The sequence below is a fragment of the Nocardia sp. NPDC019323 genome (assembly GCF_044389845.1).
GTDB lineage: Bacteria > Actinomycetota > Actinomycetes > Mycobacteriales > Mycobacteriaceae > Nocardia > Nocardia implantans.
This window is the reverse complement of sequence record NZ_JBIRYN010000008.1, coordinates 228,750-252,621: the sequence shown is the minus strand read 5'-3', so window position 1 is coordinate 252,621 and position 23,872 is coordinate 228,750. Positions and strand designations below refer to the sequence as shown.

Below are 23,872 nucleotides of genomic sequence, written 5' to 3'. Positions count from 1 at the left end.
GTTCGTACACGAGGAAGGAGGTGGTTCGAAGAATGGTTATTCATAGGACACGTGAGGTGGCTGTCCGCTAGCGCCACCGCTGCAGGTGGATTTCGCCCGCGCGAGCGCTGAGCGAATTCCAGGCAGTCACCCGGCCCCCGAGCCCCGGTCCGTCCGACCGGACCCGTGCGACCACAATCGCACCGGTATGGCTCGGGGGCTGTTCTGTTCCGCCTCTCCGAGCATTCATGCCGTACTAGTGGGGTGGGCCTGGGTTGATCACAGGTCCTGTGTTGGGGATGTGTGTGGGTTCTGGCCGTACCCGGTGAGTTGCTCGCGAGATCAGGTGAGTCCTCCAGCCGAGATCCGCCTGGACCTCGGTCAGTCGGTGCCTTCGACAATTCGGAAGTCGCGCTCGACGCCGTCGGAGAGGGCGGCAAGCGCCTCCTGGTAGGCCGCGCTCTCGCGCGCCGCGACGGCCTGCTCGAAGCTGTCGAACTCGATCAGGATGGTGCGCCCGGCGATTCCGGCGTCATACGCCACGACCCGACCGCCACGGCTGAGGACTCGACCGCCGCCGGCCCTGACGGCCGGACCGGCCAGCTTGTCGTAAGCAGCCAGCTTCTCCGGGTCGGAAATGGTGCGATAGACGCTGACCCAGTAGCCCTTGGGCATGGAACCTCCAGTGTGGGGATGAGTACATGTGACTTACGGGTTGGTCTCGGAGGAGAGCCGGCGGGCGAGAGCGAGGCTTGTCAGCGCCATGGCGCGATGCCGACCAGCGCCGCAGTGGTGTCGGCGCTGTCGCCGGGGAAGAGGCGGCCGGGGCCGGTGCCCGCGGCCAGGATCAGGCCGTGGGCCAACCGCAGCTGCTCGGTAGGTCTTGGCATGCTTGCCGTACGAGCCGATCTCCACCGGATCCATCCGGATCTGCTCAGCGAGCTGGGCCACAACCACCGGCGGCGCCGTGAGGCAGGCAGCCGTGTGCTGCACCCACCGGTATCGCGCGCGCCGGAAGCCAGCCGGTATCGCGTTGGGAGACGCGGACCACGGCAGGGCTCGGTGAACCGGAAACCGTCAGCCGATGTAGCGCTGCAGGCGGGCCGAGAGGCGAGGTTCGAGCGGGCCGTCGGCTACCACGCGTTCCTCGACGTAGGCGAGGTCGCCGCCCTCGACGATGCCGTAGAGGCGTTTGGCTCCGCCGACGACTACGCCGGACTGGCTGCGGATCACCACGTCGGTGGCCAGTTCCCAGGACGACTGGGTCAGCGCTTGCCCGTAGAACAACTCCACGATGCCGCTGCTGTGCGACAGCAGCAATTCGATGACCTCGTCGTTGCCGTCGATGCCGACCCGCCAGAAGCCGCTCTCGCGCAGGTCGGGGCCGCCGTAGTTGCCGTCGGCCTCGATGACCCAGGACCGGGATTCCCAAGAGAGATAGTCGCCGCCGTCGTGGGAGACGACGATCTGCTGGCCGAAGCGGTAGTCCCCGCGCTCGGGATCGTTGCCCTCACCCTCGCCGCGCCACACGCCAACCATCGGGAGCAGCGCGAGCATGGAGGCGCTCAGGTCCGGGCCGAGGCGCAGGTTGGCCGTGTCCTCGGGCAGCGGAAGATCCGGTAGGACCGGGATGTTGCGGACGCCGGTCGATTTCGCCCGTTCGGCAGCCTCGGCTACGGCCTGGTCACCGCTGCGGCGACCGGCGGAATCGGCCGGAGCGTTGCCGTTCAGTTGTTCACTCGCTCGCTCGGCCGGGTTGGAACCTTCGCTCGCGAGTTCGCTCATGATTCGGTGAACAGCCGGTAGAAGACGTAGAGGCCGAACCAGCCGATCAGGACGGCCACGGCCACCAGCAGAATCTCGAAGAAGAGGACCACGATCCGAGTCTAACGACCCCCTCGCGGCGGCACGCAAACGGCCCCGGTGCTTCCGCGGAGCGGAAAGCGACCGGGGCCGTTCGACCGTGTGGGTCCTACTTGGCGACCGCGACGTCGACCGAGTGGATGCCGGCGCCTTCGGGGCGCACCTCGGCGGAACCGTTGCCGGCGGAGGAGAGCGCGCGGACGGTCCACGAGCCGGGAGCCGCGAAGAACCGGAAGTCACCGGTGCCCGACGCGACGACCTCGGCGGTGAAATCACCGTTGCCGTCGAGCAGGCGCACGAACGCCCCGCCCACCGGCTGGCCGTCGGTGCTCAGGACACGGCCGGTGATGACCGTCTCCTTCTCCACGTCGACGCCGGCCGGGATGGCCTGACCCTGGGTAGGTGCTGCACACATGTCGATTACTCTCCCAACTCGATCGGAGCGCCGACGAGCGAGCCGTATTCGGTCCAGCTGCCGTCGTAGTTCTTGACGTTCTGGTGGCCGAGCAGTTCCTGCAGCACGAACCAGGTGTGCGAGGAACGCTCGCCGATCCGGCAGTAGGCGATGGTCTCCTTCTCGCCGTCCAGTCCGGCTTCCTTGTAGATCTCGGCCAGCTCGGCGTCGGACTTGAAGGTGCCGTCCTCGTTCGCGGCCTTGCTCCACGGCACGTTGATGGCGCCGGGGATGTGGCCGGGACGCTGGCTCTGCTCCTGCGGCAGGTGCGCGGGAGCCAGGATCTTGCCGCTGAACTCGTCGGGCGAACGCACGTCGACCAGGTTCTTGGTGCCGATGGCCGCGATGACCTCGTCACGGAAGGCGCGGATGTTCAGATCGGGCGCCGACGCCTTGTACTGGGTGGCGGGCCGGTTCACCGGCTCGGTCGACAGCGGGCGGCCGTCGAGCTCCCACTTCTTGCGACCGCCGTCGAGCAGCTTGACGTTGTTGTGGCCGTACAGCTTGAAGTACCAGTAGGCGTACGCGGCGAACCAGTTGTTGTTGCCGCCGTACAGGATGACCTCGTCGTCGTTCGAGATGCCGCGCGCCGAGAGCAGGTCGGAGAACTGCTCCTGGTTCACGAAGTCGCGACGAACCTGGTCCTGCAGGTCCTTCTTCCAGTCGAGCCGGACGGCACCCTCGATGTGACCACCGTCGTAGGCGGAGGTGTCCTCGTCGACCTCGACGAACACGACGCCGGGGGCGTTGAGGTTCTCTTCGGCCCAGTCAACGGAGACCAGGACATCGGAGCGAGCCATTGTTTTCCTTTCAGAGATGACGTGCAGGGTCAGTTCGATGCCGGTGACGGGGTCCGGCGGAGTCGGGCTACCAGTGGATAGATCCGGCAACCCAGGCAGAGCCCGAACGCCGCGTTCAGGAACGCCGCGAACAGGGCGAAGCCGGCGAACACCGCGCCGACGACTGTGGAGCCGAGCGCGAAGCCCAGCAGGCTGACGGCCGCGAACACGAAACCGAGCAGCTGCGCGAACCGCAGCGGAGCCGTCGGCTCGGTCTCGGTGGCCGGCGCGAGACGCGGCGCGACGAACGCCGCGTAGATCCGGCCGTAGGGGTGTCGGCGCGGGCCGAGGGCGGCGCCGACCGCGAAGACCACCGCTTGCAGGGCGATCAGCACCCCCGCGGCGACCGCCGAGACCGCGGCGGCGAGCAGGACCGCGACGAGGACGCCGGTGGTCACCCAGGCGGCGAAACGCGGTCCGCGCACATCGACCTGATCGGAGGAAACGGGGGTGGCTTCGAAAGTGTTACGGATCTCGGTGGACATTGTGCGTACTCCTGCGCTGAAAAAGTCCGATGACTGCAAATTTGCCAATCGCCGGGGGATCGTGAGATCACTCGCGCGGCGGGCAGAGGTCGGCGTCAGGAAATTCGGGGAAGCCGACCGATCAGCGGCACAGGCAGCAACAACCACCGAGCCGACACAGATCCACTGTGCGGCGTCGGGTGAGCATCAGCTCGTGGTTGGCAAGCACGAGAGCAGTTTACCCAATTCGGCGGGGGAATATGGAGCGGGGGTGGATCTCGGCCGTCGAGGGGACTTGTCGTCGCAGGTCAGGCCGCTGCGGTCAGCGGCTCCAGCGCGGAGTGCAGATCCGTGGCCTTCGGCACGCCGGAGATGCGGAACCGTTCCCTGCCCTCGGTGTCGAAGACGAACGTGGTGGGCAGCGAGAGCACATTGAGCTCTCTGGCGAGAGCGGGCTCTGCGTCGATGTCCACCTCGATGTCCTGCGGCGGCTGCGGTGATCCCGCGAGCTGGTCCGTCACATTGGCAACCACCCGGCGAACAGCGGAGCACGGTCCGCACCACTCGGCGGAGAAATGCAGCACCGCGGGACCGGCTCCGGTCACCCCGACGGCCGCCAGCAGGTCCGCGCGGGCGGAGTGGGACAGGTCGATACCGTCGGCCGCGCGGATCTTGCCCTCGCGCCGGCGCAGCAGGACGCCGACCGCCAGAGCGGCGAGCAGAACTACTGCGAGGATGGTGACTTGGATCATGGTCTTTGCAATCGGTCGAGGTCGATCGTGACGTTCACGCCCTTGCCCTCCACCACGATCTGACCGCCCTGGGCGGAGACCTTGGTCGGCCGGACACCGAACGGCAATTCCTTGGTGTCGATGGTACGGGTGAACCGGGCGAGCACCGCTGGGCGGTCGGCCTCGGTGATCACCGCCACAGGCATCGTCTCGGTGCCGGGCGGGCCGCGGTAGAAGCCGGTCGCCACGATCTTCACCTGATCGCCGTCGAGCAGCAGATCGGCCTGCACGCTGACCTTCTCACCGCCGTACTGCGCGCCGGGCGTCTCCGGCATGGTCCCGGTGAGCACCAGCGCGCCCGTGGTGGTCATGCCGGAACCGCCGGACCCGCCGGTCCCGTCGGACTTGTCCGCTGGCCGGGAATGCACCTGCAGATCGGGGATGCCGAACAGCCTGCCGAGTTCGGTCGGCTCCACCCGCAACCGGCTGTCCACCCGCTCCACCGGGACGCCGCGCAGGCTGCCGTCGACCAGTTCGCCGACCGGCAGCCGCACCCCGGTCAGCGTGGCCTCCAGCGCTATCTCGCCGGGGATGTCCTCTCGCTTCGCGCGCGCCCGGATCTCGACGTGGTCGTAGCGGCTGTCCCAGGCCTGCCCGAGGAAGGGGAAGCCGTGGATCGTCACCTCGGGGTCCGCGGTGAGATCGGCGCCGTCGCGCAGCGCCCTGGACACGCGATATTCCGAGTAGGCCGCGGTGCTGAAGTCGACGACGATGGCGAACCCAGCCAGACACAGCAGGCCGATGATCAGCTTGCGCATGCTCCCCCGTCTCTCCGGGTCTCGGGCCGCGGCGGCCGGAAGCCGCACGGCGCGCGTTCGGCTACCGCCTCGGGCGCCCCGGTGACAGGGGGCATGCCCGATACGTAACCCATGTACGCACCATATCGGTTGGCCCGAGCCCGGCTACCGGGTGTCCTCCGGTGCGCCCGTCGCACCCGGAATGCGTGGTCATGCCTTGTTACGCGCTAATCTTGCATCCGATTACCTGTGATTAGCGACGTGGCCGCGGCGGTGCTGCCGCAGCCGCGTGGCTACGAGATGGGAGGAGGGCCCGTGGAGCTGCTCCTGCTTACCTCCGACCCCAACCCCGAGTCGGTGTTGCCCTCGCTCGCGCTGCTCGCGCACAACGTGCGGCCCGCGCCGACGGAGGTGGCTTCGCTGCTCGAGGCAGGCACCGCGGACGTCGCGCTGGTGGACGCGAGAACCGACCTGGCCGCGGCCCGCGGACTGTGCCGCTTGCTCGGCAGCACCGGGTCGTCGGTGCCGGTCGTCGCGGTGCTCACGGAGGGCGGCCTGGTCGCGGTCAACGCGGATTGGGGCCTCGACGACATTCTGCTGCCCGGCACCGGCCCCGCCGAACTCGACGCCAGGCTGCGACTGCTGGTCGGCCGCAACGGCGGCGTGGCCAGCCCGGAGAACACCGGCAAGATCACCCTGGGTGAGCTGGTGATCGACGAGGGGACCTACACCGCGCGGCTGCGCGGCCGCCCGCTCGATCTCACCTACAAGGAGTTCGAGCTGCTGAAGTATCTCGCGCAGCACGCGGGCCGGGTGTTCACCCGCGCGCAACTGCTGCAAGAGGTGTGGGGCTACGACTTCTTCGGCGGCACCCGCACCGTGGACGTGCACGTGCGGCGGCTGCGCGCCAAACTCGGCAGTGAGTACGAGTCGCTGATCGGCACGGTGCGCAACGTCGGTTACAAGGCCGTGCGCCCGTCGCGCGCGGCGGTCAAGGGGGAGCCGGTGAACTTCCCGGACGACGACAACGAGGGCACCGACGATTCCTCGCTGACTCCGGTCAACGGCTCCGTGCAGTGATCGTCGGCGGGTCGCCTGGAGTTCGAACGCGCCCACGTCGAATCGGCGGGGCCGAAATGCCGGCTGCCGCCATGACGTTGCCAGGAACGGACTCCATACCGGGTCCGCCGGCTCGATGAACGGAGGCCGATGAGCGGCGCGACGACACACTGGACCGACCACCCCGATGCGAGTGCCGCGCGGGCGGTCAGCGATCTGCTCGCGCGTGCGACCGAGGCCGACGGAGTCGCCCCGGTCTCGGAGCAGGCCGTGCTGTCGCTGACGGCGGGCGCGGACACCGGAGCACGCCATCTGCTCGCGTGGCAGGAGGACGTCGTCGTGGGGTACGCGAATCTCGTTCCGGCCCATGGCGAACATCCCGCTATGGCCGAGGTCGCGGTCGACCCGGCCCGGCGCGGCCACGGCGTCGGCACCGATCTGGTCACAGCCGCACTGGCCGCGGGCGGTCCCGGCGCGCGGGTCTGGGCGCACGGCGACCGGCCTGCGGCCAAGGCCGTCGCAGCGCGGCTCGGGCTGCGGACGGCGCGTGAGTTGTGGCAGATGCGGCGGTCGCTGGCAACTCCTGAGCTACCAGAATTGGCCGTGCCGGACGACATCGAGTTACGCACCTACGCCGGTCCCGCCGACGACGCGGAACTGCTGCGGGTGAACGGCGCCGCGTTCGCCTGGCATCCGGAACAAGGTGCGTGGACCCGCCGCGACATCGAGATCCGCCGTGGCGAGTCCTGGTTCGACCCCGCCGGCCTGTTCCTCGCCTTCGATACCGCGGACCCCGAACATCTGCTCGGATTCCATTGGACCAAGGTGCATCAGGCGGAGCGTTCTCCGCTCGGCGAGGTCTACGTGGTCGGCATCGATCCGGCGGCGCAGGGGCGCGGACTCGGCCGGCTGCTCACCTCGGCCGGGTTGCACCACCTGCGGGACCGCGGGTTGGCCGAGGTTCTGCTCTACACCGAGGCCGACAACGTCGCCGCGGTGCGCACTTATACCCGTCTCGGATTCGCTCCCGCGCATGTCGACGTCGCCTACGCGGCGGCGGAGTTTGAATAGCAGGCGGCAGAACGGGTGTGCGCGAGTAAAACTGCGGCAAACGTCACATCTACCAGGCGCAATCGCGCCGGGCTGTTCACTCTCCGTTCACTCAGGTCGGTCCAACTGTCAACCACGTGACCTTAGGTTGAGTGAGGGCAGCACACTGCTGCCTGGTGCGCAAGTTCCCCGCGAACAGCACCACGACACCCGTCCGGGCCGGTGAGGGACCGGACGAGTAGGACGCCATTCCGGAGGAATAGTGAATCTCAAGCGCAGCAGCGCCCTCGTCGGTGTGCTGGCCGTCGGCGCCATGACGCTGGCCGCCTGTGGCAGCGACGACAACACCGCGACGGACACCGGCAACGTGGCCAAGGTCGACGTCGCGTGCGGCGGAAAGAAGGCCCTCAAGGCCAGCGGTTCTTCGGCGCAGAAGAACGCGATGGAGCGCTTCATCGCCGCGTACGAGAAGAACTGCGACGGCTCGACGCTCAACTACACCTCGAGCGGCTCCGGCGCCGGTGTGAGCGAATTCCTCGGTGGCCAGACCGATTTCGGCGGCTCGGACTCCCCCCTGAGCGCGAAGAAGGACGAGCCGAAGAAGGCCGCCGACCGCTGCGCCTCGCCCGCGTGGAACCTGCCGACCGTCTTCGGCCCGGTCGCCATCACCTACAACATCGACGGCGTGACCGATCTCGCGCTGGACGGCCCGACCGCCGCCAAGATCTTCAACGGCACCCTGACCACCTGGGACGCGCCCGAGATCAAGGCGCTGAACCCGAACGCCAAGCTGCCGTCCGAGCCGATCGCCGTGATCTTCCGCAGCGACGAGTCGGGCACCACGGACAACTTCCAGCTCTACCTGGACTCCGCCTCCGACGGCGCCTGGGGCAAGGGCGCAGGCAAGGCCTTCAACGGCGGCGTCGGCGCTGGCTCGAAGGGCAATGAGGGCACCTCGGCCGCGGTGAAGAGCACCAAGAACTCGATCACCTACAACGAGTGGTCGTTCGCGAAGGCGCAGAACCTGTCGATCGCGCGCGTCATCACCTCGGCGAGCAAGGACCCGGTGACGCTGAGCGTCGCCTCGGCGGGCAAGGCGATCGAGTCCGCGAAGATCTCCGGCCAGGGCAACGACCTGGTCATCGACACCTCCTCGTTCTACAAGCCGTCGGTGGCGGGCGCGTACCCGATCGTGATGCCGACCTACGAGATCGTGTGCTCGAAGTACTCCGACGCCGACACGTCGAAGGCGGTCAAGGCCTTCCTCACCTCGGCGGTCACCAACGGCCAGCAGGGCTTGGACGAGGCCGGGTACATCCCGATCCCGGAGCAGTTCAAGACCAAGCTGACCACCGCCATCAACGCCATCTCCTGATAGCAGCCCCACATGACCGTGCACGACGAAGTCGCCGCCGCTGACCGATCCGAGTCGACCGGCCGGCGAGCAGGCGGAGATACTGCGCTCATGCCGAGCAAGCCGAGCACCGAACCGGCCGCGAAGAGCGGTCGCCCGCACAGCCCGCGAGCGGAGATCATCTTCCGCTCGCTGGCGACGACGGCCGGTGCGATCATCGTCGCCTCCATCGCGTTGATCGCGCTGTTCCTGCTCATCCGGGCGGTGCCGTCGGTGCTGGCGAACGAGGCGAACTTCTTCACCAGTACCGAGTTCAACACCTCGGACGCCAACCACCTACGGTTCGGCATCCGGGATCTGTTCATGGTCACGGTGCTGAGTTCGATCTTCGCCCTGGTGCTCGCCGTTCCGATCGGCATCGGCATCGCGCTGTTTCTGACGCACTACGCGCCGAAGACGCTCGCGCGGCCGTTCTCGGTGGTCGTCGATCTGCTCGCGGCGGTGCCATCGATCGTGTTCGGTCTGTGGGGAATCCTGGTGCTCGCTCCGCAACTGGAGCCGATCCAGACCTTCTTGAACGACAACCTGGGCTGGCTGTTCCTGTTCGACGACGGCAACATCCCGCTGGCCAGCGGCGGCACGATCTTCACCGCGGGCGTCGTGCTCGCGGTGATGATCCTGCCGATCATCACCTCGGTCAGCCGTGAGGTGTTCAACCTCACCCCCCGCGCGCACATCGAGGCGGCACAGGCGCTCGGCGCGACGAAATGGGAAGTCGTGCGGATGACGGTGCTGCCCTACGGGCGCAGCGGCATGATCGCGGGCGCCATGCTCGGCCTCGGCCGCGCCCTCGGTGAGACGATCGCCGTGCTGATCGTGCTGAAGACGGCCGCGCAGCCCGGGCACTGGTCGGTGTTCGACGGCGGCTACACCTTCGCTTCCAAAATCGCCTCGGCCGCAGCGGAGTTCAGCGCCCCGCTGCCGACCGGCGCGTACATCGCGGCAGGCTTCGTGCTGTTCGCGCTGACCTTCGTCGTGAACGCGCTCGCTCGGCTGGCCGCCGGCGGAAGGGTGAACGGGTGATGACCTCATCGACTCTGGACCGGCCGATCAAGCCGCCCACCTTCCGGGATGTGAGCCTGTCGCGCCGGGTGCGCAACAACATCGCTACCGGCTTGGTGTGGCTGGCGTTCGCGATCGCGCTGGTGCCGCTGGCCTGGGTGCTGATCATGGTGATCAGCAAGGGGTTCAGCGCCGTGCTCCGGGCGGACTGGTGGCAGAACTCGCTGAAGGGCGTGCTGCCCAATCAGGTGGCGGGCGGCGTCTATCACGCCATCTACGGCACCATCGTGCAGTCGCTGGTCGCCACCGTGATCGCCGTGCCGCTCGGCATCATGGCCGCGGTGTATCTGGTCGAGTACGGCCGCGGCCTGCTGGCCAAGGTCACGACCTTCATGGTCGACATCCTGGCAGGCGTGCCGTCGATCGTCGCGGCGCTGTTCATCTTCGCGCTGTGGATCGCGACGCTCGGCTTCCCGCAGAGTTCGCTCGCGGTGTCGCTGGCGCTGGTGCTGCTGATGTTGCCCGTCGTCGTCCGCAGCACCGAAGAAATGCTCAAACTGGTGCCGGACGAACTGCGCGAGGCGTCCTACGCCCTGGGCATCCCGAAGTGGAAGACCATCGTGCGGATCGTGGTACCCACCGCGCTGCCCGGCATGATCAGCGGCATCCTGCTGGCCATCGCCAGGGTGATGGGCGAGACCGCCCCCGTGCTGGTGCTGGTCGGCTACAGCAAGTCGATCAACATGAACATCTTCGACGGCAATATGGCGTCGCTGCCGCTGTTGATCTACCAGGAGCTGGCCAACCCCGAAGCTGCCGGGCGCGAGCGGGTGTGGGGCGCGGCTTTGACCCTCATCATCATCATCGCCCTCCTGTACCTGGCGGCTGCGGTCCTCAACCGCCTGCTCACCCGGAACCGATAGAAGCGGAACGGATTACCGAAAATGGCCAAGCGGATCGACGTCAAAGATCTGAACATCTACTACGGCAAGTTCCACGCCGTGTCCGATGTCTCGCTGACCGTGCTGCCGCGCAGTGTGACCGCCTTCATCGGTCCCTCCGGCTGTGGCAAGTCCACCGTGCTGCGTTCGCTCAACCGCATGCACGAGGTAACCCCGAACGCCAGGGTCGAGGGCGCGGTGCTGCTGGACGGCGAGGACATCTACGGCACCCAGGTCGACCCGGTCGGCGTGCGCCGCACGATCGGCATGGTCTTCCAGCGGCCCAATCCGTTCCCCACCATGTCCATCAAGGACAACGTCGTCGCGGGCCTGAAGCTGCAGGGCGTGCGCAGCAAGAAGGAACTGGACGAGGTCGCCGAGCGCTCGCTGCGCGGAGCCAACCTGTGGAACGAGGTGAAGGACCGTCTGGACAAGCCGGGCGGCGGCCTCTCCGGCGGTCAGCAGCAGCGACTGTGCATCGCGCGCGCCATCGCCGTGTCGCCCGACGTGCTGCTGATGGACGAGCCCTGTTCGGCACTCGACCCGATCTCCACCCTGGCGATCGAGGATCTGATCACCGAACTGAAGAAGGAATTCACCATCGTCATCGTCACCCACAACATGCAGCAGGCCGCGCGCGTGAGTGACCAGACCGGTTTCTTCAACCTGGAGGCCCAGGGCAAGCCGGGCAAGCTGATCGAGATCGACGACACCGAGAAGATCTTCTCCAACCCGTCGCAGAAGGCCACGGAGGACTACATCTCCGGTCGCTTCGGCTGATTCCGGTTGCCGAGCGGCTGTGCAGGCTGTCGGCGCATAACTCAACAGTCCAACGATTTCGCCATTGTCGGTTGCTACGGTCCGAAGACCTGTCGCAGCAGCCGCATGCGGGAAACGAAGGCCCTGGCTGCTGCCCAGGGCCTTCGTATTCGGCCGGATAGCTCGTCGGCTATTCCTCGGGCGAGGTCTCGAAGAGCGGCGTCGGGGTGGCCTGCACTCGGCGGGTATGTTCCGAGTCCGATTGCCTGTTCGCCGCCGACATCCCTCCCAGCAGGCCGGTGCTCGCCGGAGCGGTCGACGGAGAACTGGACGTGGGCGCGGGCGCAGCGCTCGGACTGCCGGAGCCGGTATCGGGGTAGCTCGCCTGCCGGACGGACGCCGGTTGGTCCTGCTTGGTTTCCGCTTGCTGCGACGAATGCGGTTTATCGGTCTTGCTGTTGTCGGTCTTGTTGTCGGTGCCCGCCGGGTTGTCGGTCTTCGAATCGGTGGATTTCGCGTTCGGATCGTCGGTTTTCGCATTCGGATCGGTGGCCGCCGAATCTTGCTTCGGCGTCCCGGTTCCGGCAGGGTCACCCGAGGACGGCGATTCCGTGGGCGTGCCGTCGGACTGGTGCGTCCCGGCGATCGTGTCGGCGGCGTTCGCGAATTTCTCCGCGGTGGTACCGGCGGCCTCGATCAGCCCCTTTCCTGCCTCCCCACCGGCTTTGATGATGTCGTCGAGATCATCGTCGAGTTTGCCGATGGATTCGATCAGCGTGGGCACATTGCCGGTGATCTGGCTGACCGAGGTGATCAAGCTCGTCACGTCCGAAGGCTTCCACGAATTCGGGTCGCTGGCCGGGCCACTGGAAGTGGACTTGTCCTCGGACCCGGCGCCTTTGTCTTTGCCGTCCCCGGTGTCTTCGGTTTTCTTGTCCTCGCCCGTTTCGCTCTTATCTTTGCCGTCGCCGGACTCGCCGCTGTCCTGCTTGGTCGAATCCTCGGCGCCGGTCTGATCGGTGGATTGCTGGGCGGCGATCGGACTCGCTTGCGGCGTGCCCGCCGTTGTCGTCTCGTCGGACTTCTGACTGGTGTTCACTGGTGTGCCCGCGGCAGGATCCTGCTCGGTGGTCGAGGCGTCGGACTGTTTGCCGTACACCGCGAGGGCCGGGTCGTCCCCGTCGCCGGACTTGTCGCTGTCGAGCGGGTCACCGTCGCCGAGCTGATCGGACCGGGTGCGGACGTCGCCGCCGGCCTGCTCGATCTTCGCCGCGAGGTCTGTTTGGGTGCCGAGCAGTTCGTTCAAGGCGGTGGTGATGGCGGTCTGGTAGGTGTACTGCGACTCGCCGTCCTCGTCGGAGGCGCCCGGCCCGGCAGCGACCTGCCAGTCCTCCGAGACGGTGAATCCGGCCGCGACGGCCTCGTCGACCTTGTCCAGCAATGCTTGGCGGAATCCGGCGAGGCTGGTGCCGCTGTCGATCAAGGTCTGGGCGAGTGCCTCGGTATCCAACGCCACCTTGTTCGCCGTGTCGCGGTCGCCGGCGATCCGGTCGTACGCGGCGTAATAGGCATCACCGCTCCAGTGCGCGCCCGCTGCCCGGATCTGCGTCACCGTCTGATCGATCAGTGCGACGAATTCACTATTGCGCGTGCGTATTTCCGTCCCGGCTTCGCTCAATTTCCACGGCTGCCATTCCGACCGCACCTGGGTGAGGGTTGGCGTCGTAGTCCTCACAGCTGCGCGCCCATCGCGTCGAGACCGGCACGAAACTCTTGGTCGGACACCTCGTAGTTCGCGGCGCCGCCCTTCGCGATGTTCGAAACGCGCTTGCAGCGCATGGCCATTCGCCGCCAAGCGTCTTCGACATGGGAACCCGCGGTGGAACACACTTCGCTCAGCGTCGAACCGGGCAGGACACCGCCGAGCGCATCGGTGGTGGCACGCACGGTCAAAGCGCCGATATCACCGCCGATCTTGTCCATCGACGCGGCCAACGCGCGCAGCTCCGCTGGATCGACGTTCATAACGCCCCCCTTCATACCGGATCCCCTCCGGCGTAACGCTATACCAGAGCACTCCCGCCCCGTGCGGCTGAATCTATCATTCGTCGCCCACGAAACGTCAAGCGCAGCAAGTTCTTCGCTTACCCCTCCGCGTCGGGGTCCGGCGGGAGCACGCCGGTGACCAAGAAGATCACGCGGCGGCCGATCTCGACCGCGTGATCGGCGAAGCGTTCGTAGTAGCGGCCGAGCAGCGTGACATCGACGGCGGCCGCGACGCCGTATTTCCAGTCCCGGTCCATGAGCAGTGTGAAGAGGTGGCGGTGCAGATCGTCCATCGCCTCGTCATCCTCGTTCAACTGCGCCGCGCGCTCCGGATCACGGGTTTCCAGCACCTCACGCGCACCGGCTCCCATGTTCACCGCGATGCGGCCCATCTCGGCGAAATAGCCGTTGACGGACTCGGGCAGGGCGTGGTTCGGATGACGCCTGCGCGCGACCTTGGCCACGTGCAGCGCGAGCGCCCCCATCCGGTTCACGTCGGCGACGATCTGGATCGTGCTCACCACTTGCCGCAAATCGCCGGCGACCGGCGCCTGCAGCGCGAGCAGAGCGAAGGCCTTCTCCTCGGCGTCCTGGATCAGTTCGGCGATCCGGTCGGACTCGCTGATCACCTGCTCCGCCAACGCGAGGTCCGCCTGGAGCAGAGCCTGGGTAGCCCGCTCCATGGCCGAGCCCGCCAGGCCCGCCATCTCGCCCAGCAGGTGCGCGAGCTCGGCCATTTGCTCGTTGTAGATGACACGCATGGAACCTGAGACTAGTTCGCCCCGCTGACCAAGTCACGAACAGGGAGTGAATGACCGGTGTGCATCATTAGCGCGGAGGTTGCCGTTGATGCGTCAATGATCGCGATCCGCAACCGCCGTCGTCGAAACGACGACATCACGACGGTTTGTGATCTGCGTCGCAGCTCCACGTGCTGTGGGCGCGGGAGGCTATTTGCAGATGTCCTCGGCGGCGTTGACGTGTTCCAAGTCCGACGGCAGCACGGCGGGCGTCGAATCCGTCGCGGTGCTCGTCGCGACGTTGGTGATGTCGTCACCCACCGGCGTCGGCGCCTTGACGGTGACGCCGGTCGCCGCGTCCGCTCCGATGACGACCTCCACGATGCCGCCGAGATCGTCGGCGGCCTCGATGGTCGCGCCGGGAATCGCGGAGGCCACGGTGGCGGCCTCGGCTTCCAGCCCCGCGGCGTAGCGGATCTTCGTCGTCGGGGAGGTGCCGTTGGCGTAATTGCCGGTGTTGTAGATCGTGAAGCCCTGGTTCCCGAGCTTGGTGGCGGCCGTACGCGCCAGGCCTTCGATCTTGGACCCGTTGGACACCAGCAGCGAGACAGCCGAAGGATCCACCGCCTTGTACTTGGCCGGTGCCGGAGCGGCCGGTGCCGGAGCGGGTGCGTTCGCCTGAACGGTCGGCTTCTCGCCTGGCAGAGGCTGATCGTCGCGGATCGCCTTGAAGATCGCCTTGATGTCGGATTCCCGGGGAATCTCGTTGCCGTAGGAGTTGGTGCCAGCGGTCGGGACGGTGATGAAGGTGACCGCGCCGGCATCGATCTTCTGCAGCGAACGTCCGAGCATCAGCAGGTCGGTTGTTTCGACCTTGGTGACCCAGGTGTGATCTTGAAGCGCACTGATGAAGCTGTTCAGCTTGCCCGGATTGAACAGCACCCTGCTGGACAGGGTGCTGCGCAGCAGCGAAGCGAGGAAGCGCTGCTGCCGGTTGATGCGGTCGTAGTCGCTGCGCTCCTCGCCGTAGACGTGCCTGGCACGCACGTAGTTCAACGCGGTCTGGCCGTCGATGCGCTGCTTGCCCGGGTGCTCGAGGATGGTGCCGAGCACGTCGTCGACGAGCGGCTTGGACGCGCACACCTCGACGCCGTCGATGGTGTTGACCATGGACTCGAAACCGGCGAAGTCGATGCCGATGAAGTGGTTGATCGACGCGCCGGTGAGGCGCTGAATCGTGGAGACGAGGCACATCGGGCCGCCGAGGTTGTAGACGGCGTTGAGCTTGTCGCCTATGGCGGACGGGTACTTCTCGTCGGTGTATTTGCCTTTCTCGTTGTCCCACCCGTTGCACTGTGGCCTGGTCACGTCCAGGTCGCGCGGGAAGGAGACCACGACGACGCGGCTCCGGTCCTTCGGGATGTGGACCAGCATGGTGGTGTCCGCGCGGGCGCCTTCGGCGTCGTCCAACGTGCCGGCGCCGAGCTGGCCGTTGGCCCCTGCGCGGGTGTCGGTGCCGACCAGCAGGTAGTTCTCGTCGCCGAGCTGGGCATTGGAGTCGACGATGTCCTCTGAGTTCTCGTCGAGGGAGGAGACCTGGGTGAAACTGTCCGTGGTCGAGCGCAAGTAGCTCCAGCCGCCGCCGGTGACCAGCAGCGCGAGCGCGGCGCTCAAAGCGAGTCCGGTTCGTCCCGTGGCCCGTAGCCGCTTGTTGCGGCGCTCCCGGGAGGCCTGCAGGCGGGTCTGGGCGGTGCCGACAGGCTTCGGCTTGGTGCTCTTGCCGTCCTTGGTAGGCCAGCCAACGCCCTTGCGTAGCGCGCGCGTCGGTTCATCGACGGGAGGGATTACGTCGGTGACCTCTTCGGCCTGCTCCGGCTCCGGACGCGCCACCGGCGCATCCGGCGCGTCGGGCGCCTGGCGCTCGGCGGGGCGTCGGCTCGCCGCGCGGGCGGCCGGTGTGGCGCCGGTGATGTCCTGGACCACCGGGGAGCTACCCGTCTGGCGCGGCGGCGAGTCCGGCGCGCGCCGGGGGCCGGCCGCGGCGCCGCGGCCATTGGCGGCGGCCGGGTCGGCGGGCCTGCGCGGAGCTTCCTGCCGAGCCTCGGCGCGGTTGATTCGTGCCGATGGAGGGCCGGCCTGCGGCGGTAGTGGCTCAGGGCGTCGGCCTCGGTTCGCCGGGGGTCCGGGAACCGGTGGCGTGGGTTCGGCGCGCCGCCCACGGCCGTTGGCGGCGGCCGGGTCGGGTTCCGTGCGGCGGCCTCGGCTCGGCGCGGCGGCCGAGTCCGGCGGAGTCGGCTCCGCGCGACGGCCGCGACGGCCGGTGCGTTCGTTGTCGACCCGCTGGACGAGGTCCTGCACCGTCAGGGGCGCGGAACTCTGGTCGGGAACGGCGTCGGTATGGCGGGAACGGCGAGACGAATGCGCGGCGTCCCGGTCGGGGGAGTCCGCCGCGGGATACCGCTCCCACGGGGCGCGACCTCCGGGCCGTGGCGAACGCCCGTGCCGATCGTCACCCACCAACGAACCTCGCTTTTCGTCCTGCTTTCCCGCTCAGGTCACACGCGACCGGCGGCACCGATTCCGCAATGATAACGATTCCGCCACGGCGAGCCACCCCAGTGCGAAATCGAAGAGGTCACAGTGGTGTTGCGCTTGGGATTCGCTGTGCGGTTGCCGGTTACCCTCCGCTGTGCATCACATCCGCCGCGCTCGGGACCGCGGGATCGTCCGGATCGTCGAGCCAGCCGTGCGGCAGCGCGACCTTGCCCGGCGAACCCTGCCTGCCGCGCGGGCCCTCCGCGTCCTTCGGGAAGGGAACGGCCGGGTCGAGCCGGCCGACGAGATCTTCCAACTCCGCGAGGCTGCCCACCGTGGCGAACGCGCGACGCAGATCGGAGCCGACCGGGAAGCCCATCAGATACCAGGCCATGTGCTTGCGCAGATCGCGCATGGCCTTCTCCTCGCCGAGATGCTCGGACAGCAGCGCGCCGTGCCGGTACAGCACCGTGCCCACCCGGCCCAGGTCGGGCGGCGCTGGCAACGGTTCACCGCGCAATGCGGCCTGCAGCTCGGCGAACAGCCACGGCCTGCCGAGGCAGCCACGGCCGACGACCACGCCGTCGCATCCGGTCTCGTCCATCATGCGCACGGCGTCGGCGGCGGAGAAGATGTCGCCGTTGCCGAGCACCGGGATCGAGGTGACCGCTTCCTTGAGCCGCGCGATCGCGGTCCAGTCGGCTTCGCCGGAGTAGCGCTGCGCGGCCGTACGGGCGTGCAACGCGACCGCTCGCGCGCCTTCGGCTTCCGCGATGCGGCCCGCGTCCAGGTAGGTGAGATGGTCGTCATCGATGCCGATGCGGAACTTCACCGTCACCGGGACCCCCGCCGGCTCCGCCGCGCTCACCATGGCGCGCACGATGCTCCGGAACAGCGTCCGCTTGTACGGCAGGGCGGCGCCGCCGCCGAGGCGGGTGACCTTGGGCACGGGGCAGCCGAGGTTCAGGTCGATGTGGTCGGCCCAGCCCTCGCCGACGATAATCCGCACCGCTTCGCCGAGCGTGGCCGGGTCCACGCCGTAGAGCTGCATCGAGCGGGGATGCTCGTCGGCGTCGAAGGACATCATGTGCAGCGTCTTTTCGTTACGCTCGACCACCGCCCGTGCGGTGATCATCTCGCACACGTAGATGGAGGTCGGGCTGCCGAATTCCCGGCACAACTTGCGGAACGCCAGATTGGTGATGCCCGCCATCGGCGCGAGCACGACCGGCGGATCGACCGGATACGGCCCGATCCGCAGCTTGGCCATCGCCTCGGTAGTCATCGTCACGCCGACCAGTGTCTCATTTGCGCACGTGAGTCGGCCGGAGCGGGTGTGCGCACGGCGGCGCCGCCCTCGGTCTTCCAGGAGGGCGGCGCCTGTTGTGGTTCTGAAGTCCTACGCGGAGCTGCCTGCCATCGCGCGGTCGCGCTTGGCGGCCTCGCGGGCGAGCATCCGGTCGCGCTGTTCCTCGAACTTGACGACGTCCTTGCTCAGCTTCTCCAGGAACAGCCCGAGGCGCTCACGGACCGCCTCACCGCGGGCGGTGAAGTCGGTGCGATCGAAGATGTTCCACTTCTTCAGCACCGGCTGGACCACTTCCTCCAGGTGCTGACGCAGATCGTAGATGCCGTGCTTGGCCATCAACACGCCGTTGCGGCGGAAGTTCGGCATGCCCGCACCCGGCATCTGGAAGTTCTCCAGGATCAGGGTGATCGCCTCGATGGCCTGGTCGGGGGCCAGGTCGAGGGCGGCGCCGCACATGTTGCGGTAGAAGATCATGTGGAGGTTCTCGTCGGCGGCGACGCGCTGCAGCATGCGGTCGGCGATCGGGTCGTCGCAGACCTTGCCGGTGTTGCGGTGACTGACCCGGGTGGCGAGTTCCTGGAAGGTGACGTACGCGACGGAATGCAGGAAGCCCGCGTCGGCTTCCGCGGGCGATGCGAAGCCGTTGGTCATGTGGACCATCCGGGCTTCTTCGAGGGCGACCGGATCGACGCCGCGGGTCACGACCAGGTAATCCCGCATGACGATGCCGTGGCGGTTCTCCTCGGCGGTCCAGCGACCCACCCAGGTGCCCCATGCGCCGTCCTGCGAGAAGTTCTCGGCGATCTCGCGGTGATAGGAGGGCAGATTGTCCTCGGTGAGCAGGTTCGTGATCATGGCCGCCTTCGCGACCTCGCTGAGCCGGGACTGCTCCGGATCCCAATCCACGCCACCGAGTGCCGCGAAATTGCGGCCTTCGTCCCACGGGACGTAGTCGTGCGGATGCCATTCCTTAGCCATGGAGAGGTGCCGGTTGACGTTTTCTTCGGCAACCGGCTCCAACTCCGTCAGCAGTTCGAGTTGAGTCAGATCCCTTGCCATGTATGAACCCTTCAGTGTGTGCTTCCGGTCGTGCAGGTCAATCCCAAGGTAGACCGATGCCGATGCGGCCATACCTTACGGCACCGTAGGTGTGATGCGAAACGCATCCGTTAGACGATCGATGCCCTGGTGATCCACCTCATACGACGTCTTCGCCGTTCAGTGATCCACACGAGTGTATGGGCTGTTCCCGCGGCAATGGGTCTATCGACGCGGTGCTCCGAGCGTTAGCGGTCCGTGGTCGACCGCACAATCCCGGCCAGCGGGCGGATATGGACGCGAAACGCCCTGGTTCTGCGCGTGTCGGCGAATCGCGGCGAGTCCAGCTGCGATGTTCCTGTGAATTGGCGCCGAGGAAGGGCTACCGGAACGCAATCGGCGAACCGAATCAGGATTCAGTCGATGCGGGGGGCCTCCGGGGTGGGGCAGGCGCCTTCGACGTCGGTCGCGACGACGCGCCCGCGGCGCTGTCGCGAGGCAGTGAAGCCATGCCGAGAGTGCCCCGCACATGACTTGTCGTCCAGATCGGACACCGGCAGAAGTTCGGCGGCTCCTTTCCGGCGTGTGAGTGGGGGGCGAGAGAGACCTCGACGGCGTTGTGGGGGACACACCGGGGATGACCCATGGCCGCTCATATCTGTTCTGTGCGGCTGTCGATGAGTAATACGCCCTGTGGAAGGCATGTTGGGCGTGAGCCGCCCGAGCTCGGCGGGGAGTGCGCGCCACCCGCTGTGATCCGGCCTCTGTGGCGGGCGCGGATGTGTTCATCAGGCTGGCGGGATCGTGGTGACGCCGAAGAAAGGCACGGATGCCCTCGCCCGTCCAGTCGTGGCCACTACCGCTTCACCGCGGCCCCACGCGTTGTGTCCTTCTACTCACGTCGCCGAGATCGGCGATGACCCCGTCTGCGCTGGGCGTGATCGCGCGGAAGTAATCGTCGAACCGGGCGCCGCTCCGCGCATTGCGGCCGCTACGCCGGAGAGTGCGCGTCCGGCGTAGGCGTCTGATCGGTACAGCCAAGGCATGATGGCGGAGAACTCCGCTGAACAGGCCGGGCGCCCGGAGTAAACCCGGACGCCCGGCCTCGGTGCCCCCAGTAGGGCTCGAACCTACGACCTGCGGATTAAAAGTCCGTAGCTCTACCAACTGAGCTATAGGGGCGCGGAGGAACAGTGTAGTGCGGATGGGGGCCGATACCCCAATCGGGGGAGTTCGTGTCGGTGGGCGGGATGGATGGGCGGGGTCGGCGGGGCGGCCCGGTGGGTGGAGTGGTGCCGGGATGGGGGTAACGCGGCGGGCGGTGCGGGCGGTAAACACTTGGCACCCAGCTTTGTTCATCTTAGCTGGATCTGGATATCATTGAATCATGTTGGCTGGCAATGTCTTTGGATTTGCAGGGGGTGAACGGCTCTGGCCGGTGCGGGCGCGTGGAGTGGGTTGGCGGGCGAAACGTGGGCGGCGGTCGGCCGTCCGGGCCGCCGGTCGGCGCGCGTGAACAAACTTGGGCCGCTGGCGAATTCACGCACCCCTCGGAAGGCCGGGCCGGGTTGCCGAAAATTTGCCGTAACAGAAAACGGAATCGGATGGCTACTCGACTCTTCGGTTTGCCGCGTGTCGCATCGGGATTCCGGGTACGGTGACGCCTTGATGAATTCCGAAAGAATCGCCGGCTCGGTCGGCGCAGCGGAATTCGGATTGTCGTTGCTGTGTCCGAAGGTGCCGCGGTCGGTCCGGCCGGCCACGGCGCGACGGAACTCGATGCCGCAGGAGGAGGCACGTTCGAGACGAAGAAATGCCCGGATGCGCACCCCCTGCGGCGCACCCGGGCAGGGAAACTATACCAGCTGGTGTGTTCCAGGTTTTTGAGGAGTTTTCGTACCGAGAGTTTGTAATCGGTCGAAAACCGGGTTCAACGTATTGATAAAACTCATGAATTCGCGCCGAGGGTCCGTTCCTTCGGGGGTGGCTGATTGGCGGCGAGTAAGGCTTCGGAGGCGTTTCGAGCATGGCACGGCAGCAAGAGCGGGCGCGCCGGACACGGGCGGCGATTATCAGGTCCGCCGCCGTTGAGTTCGGGAAGAGCGGCTATGCCGCTGCATCGCTCAACCGCATATTGGAAGGATCGCGCGCCACCAAGGGCGCCATGTACTTCCACTTCGATTCGAAGGAAGATCTGGCACGCGCGGTGCTGGAGACCGCGGTGGAGCGCTATCGCGCGTCCGCCGAGCGCTGGCTGGCGCGAACCGATCTCAGCCCGCTGGACATCCTGCACGGGGTGGTCGACGAGATCGCGCTGCGACTCGAGCACGACATCATCGTGCAGGCCGAGTACCGCCTGATCATCGAACCGGACTTCTACCGTGACGTGCAAGCGGGCGGCAACCGGATCCTGGGCCGCACCACCAGGGTGCTCACTGTCCGTGCCATCGACCAAGGGCAGCTGCGCGCGGACGCCGATCCCGACCGGTTCACCCGCACGCTCGCCGCCGCGCTGGCCGGCCAGCGGTACATGGTGGACCTGATCGGCGGGCAGGTCGATCTGCGGTCGCGGTTCGAGGAGGCGCTCGAGGTCGTGATCGAGGCGATGGCCACCCCGGAATGGCTGGAGAAGTTCCGCAGCGACGGCTGGCGTGCCCAAGCGCGCCTGGATGAGCTCGGTTTGAGCCTCTGACCAGCCGGTTTGGGATTCGAGTCCGGTCTGTCATAAGCTATCCCAGCTCCCAACGGACAGCCGTTGAAAGCCGGTCCGGAGAAATCCGGGACGAGCCCCCTTCGTCTAGCGGCCTAGGACGCCGCCCTTTCAAGGCGGTAGCGCGGGTTCGAATCCCGTAGGGGGTACGATCCACGGATCGTTGGTAGCAGAGCATGGCCCTGTGGCGCAGTTGGTTAGCGCGCCGCCCTGTCACGGCGGAGGTCGCGGGTTCGAGTCCCGTCAGGGTCGCAAAGAGGCGCCGGAGATATCCGGCGTTTCGCGTATGGCATTCACTTCGGGTGCCTGCGGCCAGGTAGCTCAGTTGGTACGAGCGTCCGCCTGAAAAGCGGAAGGTCGCCGGTTCGATCCCGGCCCTGGCCACTTCACTCGTAGGCGAGCCCTGTCCACGGAAAGCGTGGGTGGGGCTCGTTTCGTCATTTCTTGTGGGGGTGCAACCCCCACACCCCGCCCGGCGGGCTTCGCCCCCGGACCCCCGTTGTCTCTGGTTGCGTTTTCGGGGTGTCGTTCGGATTTGTCCTGGCTTGGGTGTGTGGTTCGGGCTTGTCGCGATTTGGGTGGTGCGTTCGGGCTTGTCGCGATTTGGGTGGTGCGTTCGGGCTTGTCGCGATTTGGGTGGTGTCGTTCGGGCTTGTCGCGTCTTGGGTGGTGTCGTTCGGATTCGTCGCGTCTTGGGCGGTGCGGTTCGAGCTCGTCGTGCCTCAGGCGGTGTCGTCCGCATGGTTCCTGCCTTCGGCGGGCGTCGTTGGCGCTGTTCCTGCCTTAAGTGGGGTGTCGTCTGGTTTGGTTCCGGCCTGTGGGGGTTGTTCGGGGCGTTGCCTTACCTCGGTGGGTGTGGTCCTGGTTTGTCTCGCTTTGGCGGGGTCTGATGGGTGGTTGCCGCAAGCGCTTCGCGTGGCTCGACTGGGCTCGCGTTCGACGGTTTCCCTCGTCGGGGCCGTCTTGGCGACGGTTGTTGATCTGTGTGGTGTCGGTCGCTGTGGGGTGCTGCTTCGTGCCGATGTGGCGAATCACACAGTGGTGCAGGGGTGTTCGGATTCGGGTGGGCGCTCGGGTGGCGCGGGTAGGCTGGCGCGGCCATGTGGACCCTTCTCCTCGCGCTCGCGGGGTTCGCCTTCCTCGACTCGCTCGACCTGCTGCTGATCGGCGTCACCACGGCGGTGGTCTACGACAGCAGGGTGAGCCGTCGCTCGCCGCTGGTGAGCGGTTTGAGCTTGCTGGCGGGCGTCTTCGCCGTCACCACCGCTTTCGGCATCTGCACAATCCTGGGGATCGGCTTCTTGACCGACCTGTTCGACTTCCGGGTCACCCCCGCGGTGCGGTATTGGGGAGAACTCGTCGCCGGTGTGGTGCTGATCGCCCTCGCGAGTATTCGAATGGGCGGTCCGGCGGCCCCGGAGCGGGCGACCGCACTGCGACGACAGCCATGGGTGCTCGCGGGTCTCGGCGTGGCGATCGGCATCGCGCAGGCGCCGACGGCGGTTCCCTATCTGGCCGGCCTCGCGATGATCTCCGCGCGGCATCCGCTACCGGCGTTGTGGCCGTTGATCGTCGTCGCTTATTGCGCGCTCGCATTGCTGCCGCCGCTGGTGATACTCGGCCTCGCGATGCGGCGCACGACCCGAGCGCGGCGGATGTATCGAAAAATTGTTCGCATTATCAGCTCGTACGGGCCTGCTTCGGTGCGCGTGCTGTTCGCGATCTTCGGTGTGGTTCTCCTGTGTGACGCTCTCGTCCATTACCGAAGCCTTTGGCCCTGAATCGCGGCGTCCGGGCAATGGTGGGCGAACGAGAAAAGCGATTGAGCCGTGCGGTTCGGTGGGATGCTGGAGGTATGGCTGAGCGCTGGTATTACTGCTTGAAGCACAATCGGGCCGAGCAAGGGCGGCAGTGCTGGTTCCGCGACCGGATGGGGCCGTACCCGGACAAGGCGACGGCCGAGCGCGCGCTCGAGATCGCGCACGCGCGCAACGCGCGGGAAGACGCCCGGGACCGGGCATGGCGGGACGGGGACTGAAGGCCCCGGCGGCACGGCTGGAATAACGCCTTCCCGGGGACGGTGAAGTTGATCTTGAGCCGCAGGTCGGGGGCTCGGGCGTCGTCGCGCCCGGTGCGGCCGCT

General features: G+C 67.1%; 23 protein-coding genes and 4 tRNA genes. 12 read left to right on the top strand and 15 right to left on the bottom strand.

Features of this window, described 5'->3' with window-relative positions; all coding sequences use genetic code 11:
* Positions 1–360 precede the first annotated feature (360 nt).
* The 8 genes from ACH49X_RS26795 to ACH49X_RS26760 all read right to left on the bottom strand — a co-directional run bounded on the left by ACH49X_RS26795 (position 361) and on the right by ACH49X_RS26760 (position 5,148).
* The gene (locus ACH49X_RS26795; RefSeq protein ID WP_195078175.1) at positions 361–654 is read right to left on the bottom strand and encodes a DUF1330 domain-containing protein; all 294 of its coding nucleotides are present in this window, start codon (positions 652–654) and stop codon (positions 361–363) included.
* 80 nt (positions 655–734) lie between these two features.
* Positions 735–869, bottom strand: a complete 135-nt coding sequence (locus tag ACH49X_RS26790) for a hypothetical protein (protein ID WP_323124126.1) — start codon at positions 867–869, stop codon at positions 735–737.
* A 187-nt stretch (positions 870–1,056) separates the two neighbouring features.
* Positions 1,057–1,764, bottom strand: coding sequence for an FABP family protein (locus tag ACH49X_RS26785; RefSeq protein ID WP_195078176.1), 708 nt, complete (start codon positions 1,762–1,764; stop codon positions 1,057–1,059).
* A 187-nt stretch (positions 1,765–1,951) separates the two neighbouring features.
* Positions 1,952–2,257: a DUF1416 domain-containing protein gene (locus tag ACH49X_RS26780; RefSeq protein WP_043686601.1), complete on the bottom strand. Its 306-nt coding sequence runs from the start codon at positions 2,255–2,257 to the stop codon at positions 1,952–1,954.
* 5 nt (positions 2,258–2,262) lie between these two features.
* Entirely contained in the window at positions 2,263–3,096 is an 834-nt protein-coding gene (locus tag ACH49X_RS26775; protein WP_195078177.1) for a sulfurtransferase, read from the bottom strand.
* A gap of 29 nt (positions 3,097–3,125) precedes the next feature.
* On the bottom strand, positions 3,126–3,620 hold the full coding sequence (locus ACH49X_RS26770) for a DUF4395 domain-containing protein (RefSeq protein WP_195078178.1): 495 nt from the start codon (positions 3,618–3,620) through the stop codon (positions 3,126–3,128).
* A gap of 287 nt (positions 3,621–3,907) precedes the next feature.
* Positions 3,908–4,351 carry a thioredoxin family protein gene (locus ACH49X_RS26765; protein WP_195078179.1) on the bottom strand — a complete coding sequence of 148 codons (444 nt, stop codon included), beginning with the start codon at positions 4,349–4,351 and terminating at the stop codon, positions 3,908–3,910.
* Positions 4,348–5,148: an LmeA family phospholipid-binding protein gene (locus ACH49X_RS26760; protein WP_195078180.1), complete on the bottom strand. Its 801-nt coding sequence runs from the start codon at positions 5,146–5,148 to the stop codon at positions 4,348–4,350. Before ACH49X_RS26760 ends, ACH49X_RS26765 begins: the two co-directional genes overlap by 4 nt.
* Positions 5,149–5,442: 294 nt before the next feature.
* Here ACH49X_RS26760 and ACH49X_RS26755 point away from each other — a divergent pair, with 294 nt between their 5' ends.
* The 6 genes from ACH49X_RS26755 to pstB all read left to right on the top strand — a co-directional run bounded on the left by ACH49X_RS26755 (position 5,443) and on the right by pstB (position 11,373).
* A complete protein-coding gene (locus tag ACH49X_RS26755) occupies positions 5,443–6,207 on the top strand; it encodes a winged-helix domain-containing protein (RefSeq protein ID WP_195078181.1) in 765 nt (254 codons plus the stop codon).
* 129 nt (positions 6,208–6,336) lie between these two features.
* Entirely contained in the window at positions 6,337–7,257 is a 921-nt protein-coding gene (gene mshD, locus ACH49X_RS26750; protein WP_195078182.1) for a mycothiol synthase, read from the top strand.
* A 241-nt stretch (positions 7,258–7,498) separates the two neighbouring features.
* Positions 7,499–8,611, top strand: coding sequence for a phosphate ABC transporter substrate-binding protein PstS (gene pstS, locus ACH49X_RS26745; protein ID WP_195078183.1), 1,113 nt, complete (start codon positions 7,499–7,501; stop codon positions 8,609–8,611).
* 90 nt (positions 8,612–8,701) lie between these two features.
* On the top strand, positions 8,702–9,673 hold the full coding sequence (gene pstC, locus ACH49X_RS26740) for a phosphate ABC transporter permease subunit PstC (protein WP_195078184.1): 972 nt from the start codon (positions 8,702–8,704) through the stop codon (positions 9,671–9,673).
* Entirely contained in the window at positions 9,673–10,575 is a 903-nt protein-coding gene (gene pstA / locus ACH49X_RS26735; RefSeq protein WP_067795241.1) for a phosphate ABC transporter permease PstA, read from the top strand. Before pstC ends, pstA begins: the two co-directional genes overlap by 1 nt.
* A 21-nt stretch (positions 10,576–10,596) precedes the next feature.
* On the top strand, positions 10,597–11,373 hold the full coding sequence (gene pstB / locus ACH49X_RS26730) for a phosphate ABC transporter ATP-binding protein PstB (protein WP_195078185.1): 777 nt from the start codon (positions 10,597–10,599) through the stop codon (positions 11,371–11,373).
* Between the two features lie 169 nt (positions 11,374–11,542).
* Here pstB and ACH49X_RS26725 read toward each other — a convergent pair whose 3' ends face one another.
* The 7 genes from ACH49X_RS26725 to ACH49X_RS26695 all read right to left on the bottom strand — a co-directional run bounded on the left by ACH49X_RS26725 (position 11,543) and on the right by ACH49X_RS26695 (position 20,202).
* On the bottom strand, positions 11,543–13,057 hold the full coding sequence (locus ACH49X_RS26725; protein ID WP_357206576.1) for a hypothetical protein: 1,515 nt from the start codon (positions 13,055–13,057) through the stop codon (positions 11,543–11,545).
* 26 nt (positions 13,058–13,083) lie between these two features.
* A complete protein-coding gene (locus ACH49X_RS26720) occupies positions 13,084–13,377 on the bottom strand; it encodes a hypothetical protein (protein WP_357206574.1) in 294 nt (97 codons plus the stop codon).
* Positions 13,378–13,496: 119 nt separating this feature from the next.
* On the bottom strand, positions 13,497–14,159 hold the full coding sequence (gene phoU, locus ACH49X_RS26715) for a phosphate signaling complex protein PhoU (protein ID WP_067795247.1): 663 nt from the start codon (positions 14,157–14,159) through the stop codon (positions 13,497–13,499).
* 189 nt (positions 14,160–14,348) lie between these two features.
* The gene (locus ACH49X_RS26710; protein ID WP_357206572.1) at positions 14,349–16,121 is read right to left on the bottom strand and encodes an LCP family protein; all 1,773 of its coding nucleotides are present in this window, start codon (positions 16,119–16,121) and stop codon (positions 14,349–14,351) included.
* 694 nt (positions 16,122–16,815) lie between these two features.
* The gene (gene dusB / locus ACH49X_RS26705; RefSeq protein ID WP_323124163.1) at positions 16,816–17,943 is read right to left on the bottom strand and encodes a tRNA dihydrouridine synthase DusB; all 1,128 of its coding nucleotides are present in this window, start codon (positions 17,941–17,943) and stop codon (positions 16,816–16,818) included.
* Between the two features lie 129 nt (positions 17,944–18,072).
* Entirely contained in the window at positions 18,073–19,041 is a 969-nt protein-coding gene (locus ACH49X_RS26700) for an acyl-ACP desaturase (protein ID WP_357113011.1), read from the bottom strand.
* Positions 19,042–20,129: 1,088 nt separating this feature from the next.
* Positions 20,130–20,202, bottom strand: a tRNA-Lys gene (locus ACH49X_RS26695).
* 844 nt (positions 20,203–21,046) lie between these two features.
* Here ACH49X_RS26695 and ACH49X_RS26690 point away from each other — a divergent pair.
* The 6 genes from ACH49X_RS26690 to ACH49X_RS26665 all read left to right on the top strand — a co-directional run bounded on the left by ACH49X_RS26690 (position 21,047) and on the right by ACH49X_RS26665 (position 23,768).
* Complete coding sequence (locus ACH49X_RS26690) at positions 21,047–21,712, top strand: TetR family transcriptional regulator (RefSeq protein WP_195078206.1); 666 nt, start codon at positions 21,047–21,049, stop codon at positions 21,710–21,712.
* Between the two features lie 94 nt (positions 21,713–21,806).
* Positions 21,807–21,879 (top strand) — tRNA-Glu (locus ACH49X_RS26685).
* Between the two features lie 29 nt (positions 21,880–21,908).
* Positions 21,909–21,982: transfer RNA gene (locus tag ACH49X_RS26680), tRNA-Asp, on the top strand.
* A 58-nt stretch (positions 21,983–22,040) separates the two neighbouring features.
* Positions 22,041–22,114, top strand: a tRNA-Phe gene (locus tag ACH49X_RS26675).
* A 716-nt stretch (positions 22,115–22,830) separates the two neighbouring features.
* Complete coding sequence (locus tag ACH49X_RS26670) at positions 22,831–23,511, top strand: GAP family protein (RefSeq protein WP_195078207.1); 681 nt, start codon at positions 22,831–22,833, stop codon at positions 23,509–23,511.
* Positions 23,512–23,585: 74 nt separating this feature from the next.
* Entirely contained in the window at positions 23,586–23,768 is a 183-nt protein-coding gene (locus ACH49X_RS26665) for a hypothetical protein (RefSeq protein ID WP_195085694.1), read from the top strand.
* Positions 23,769–23,872 lie beyond the last annotated feature (104 nt).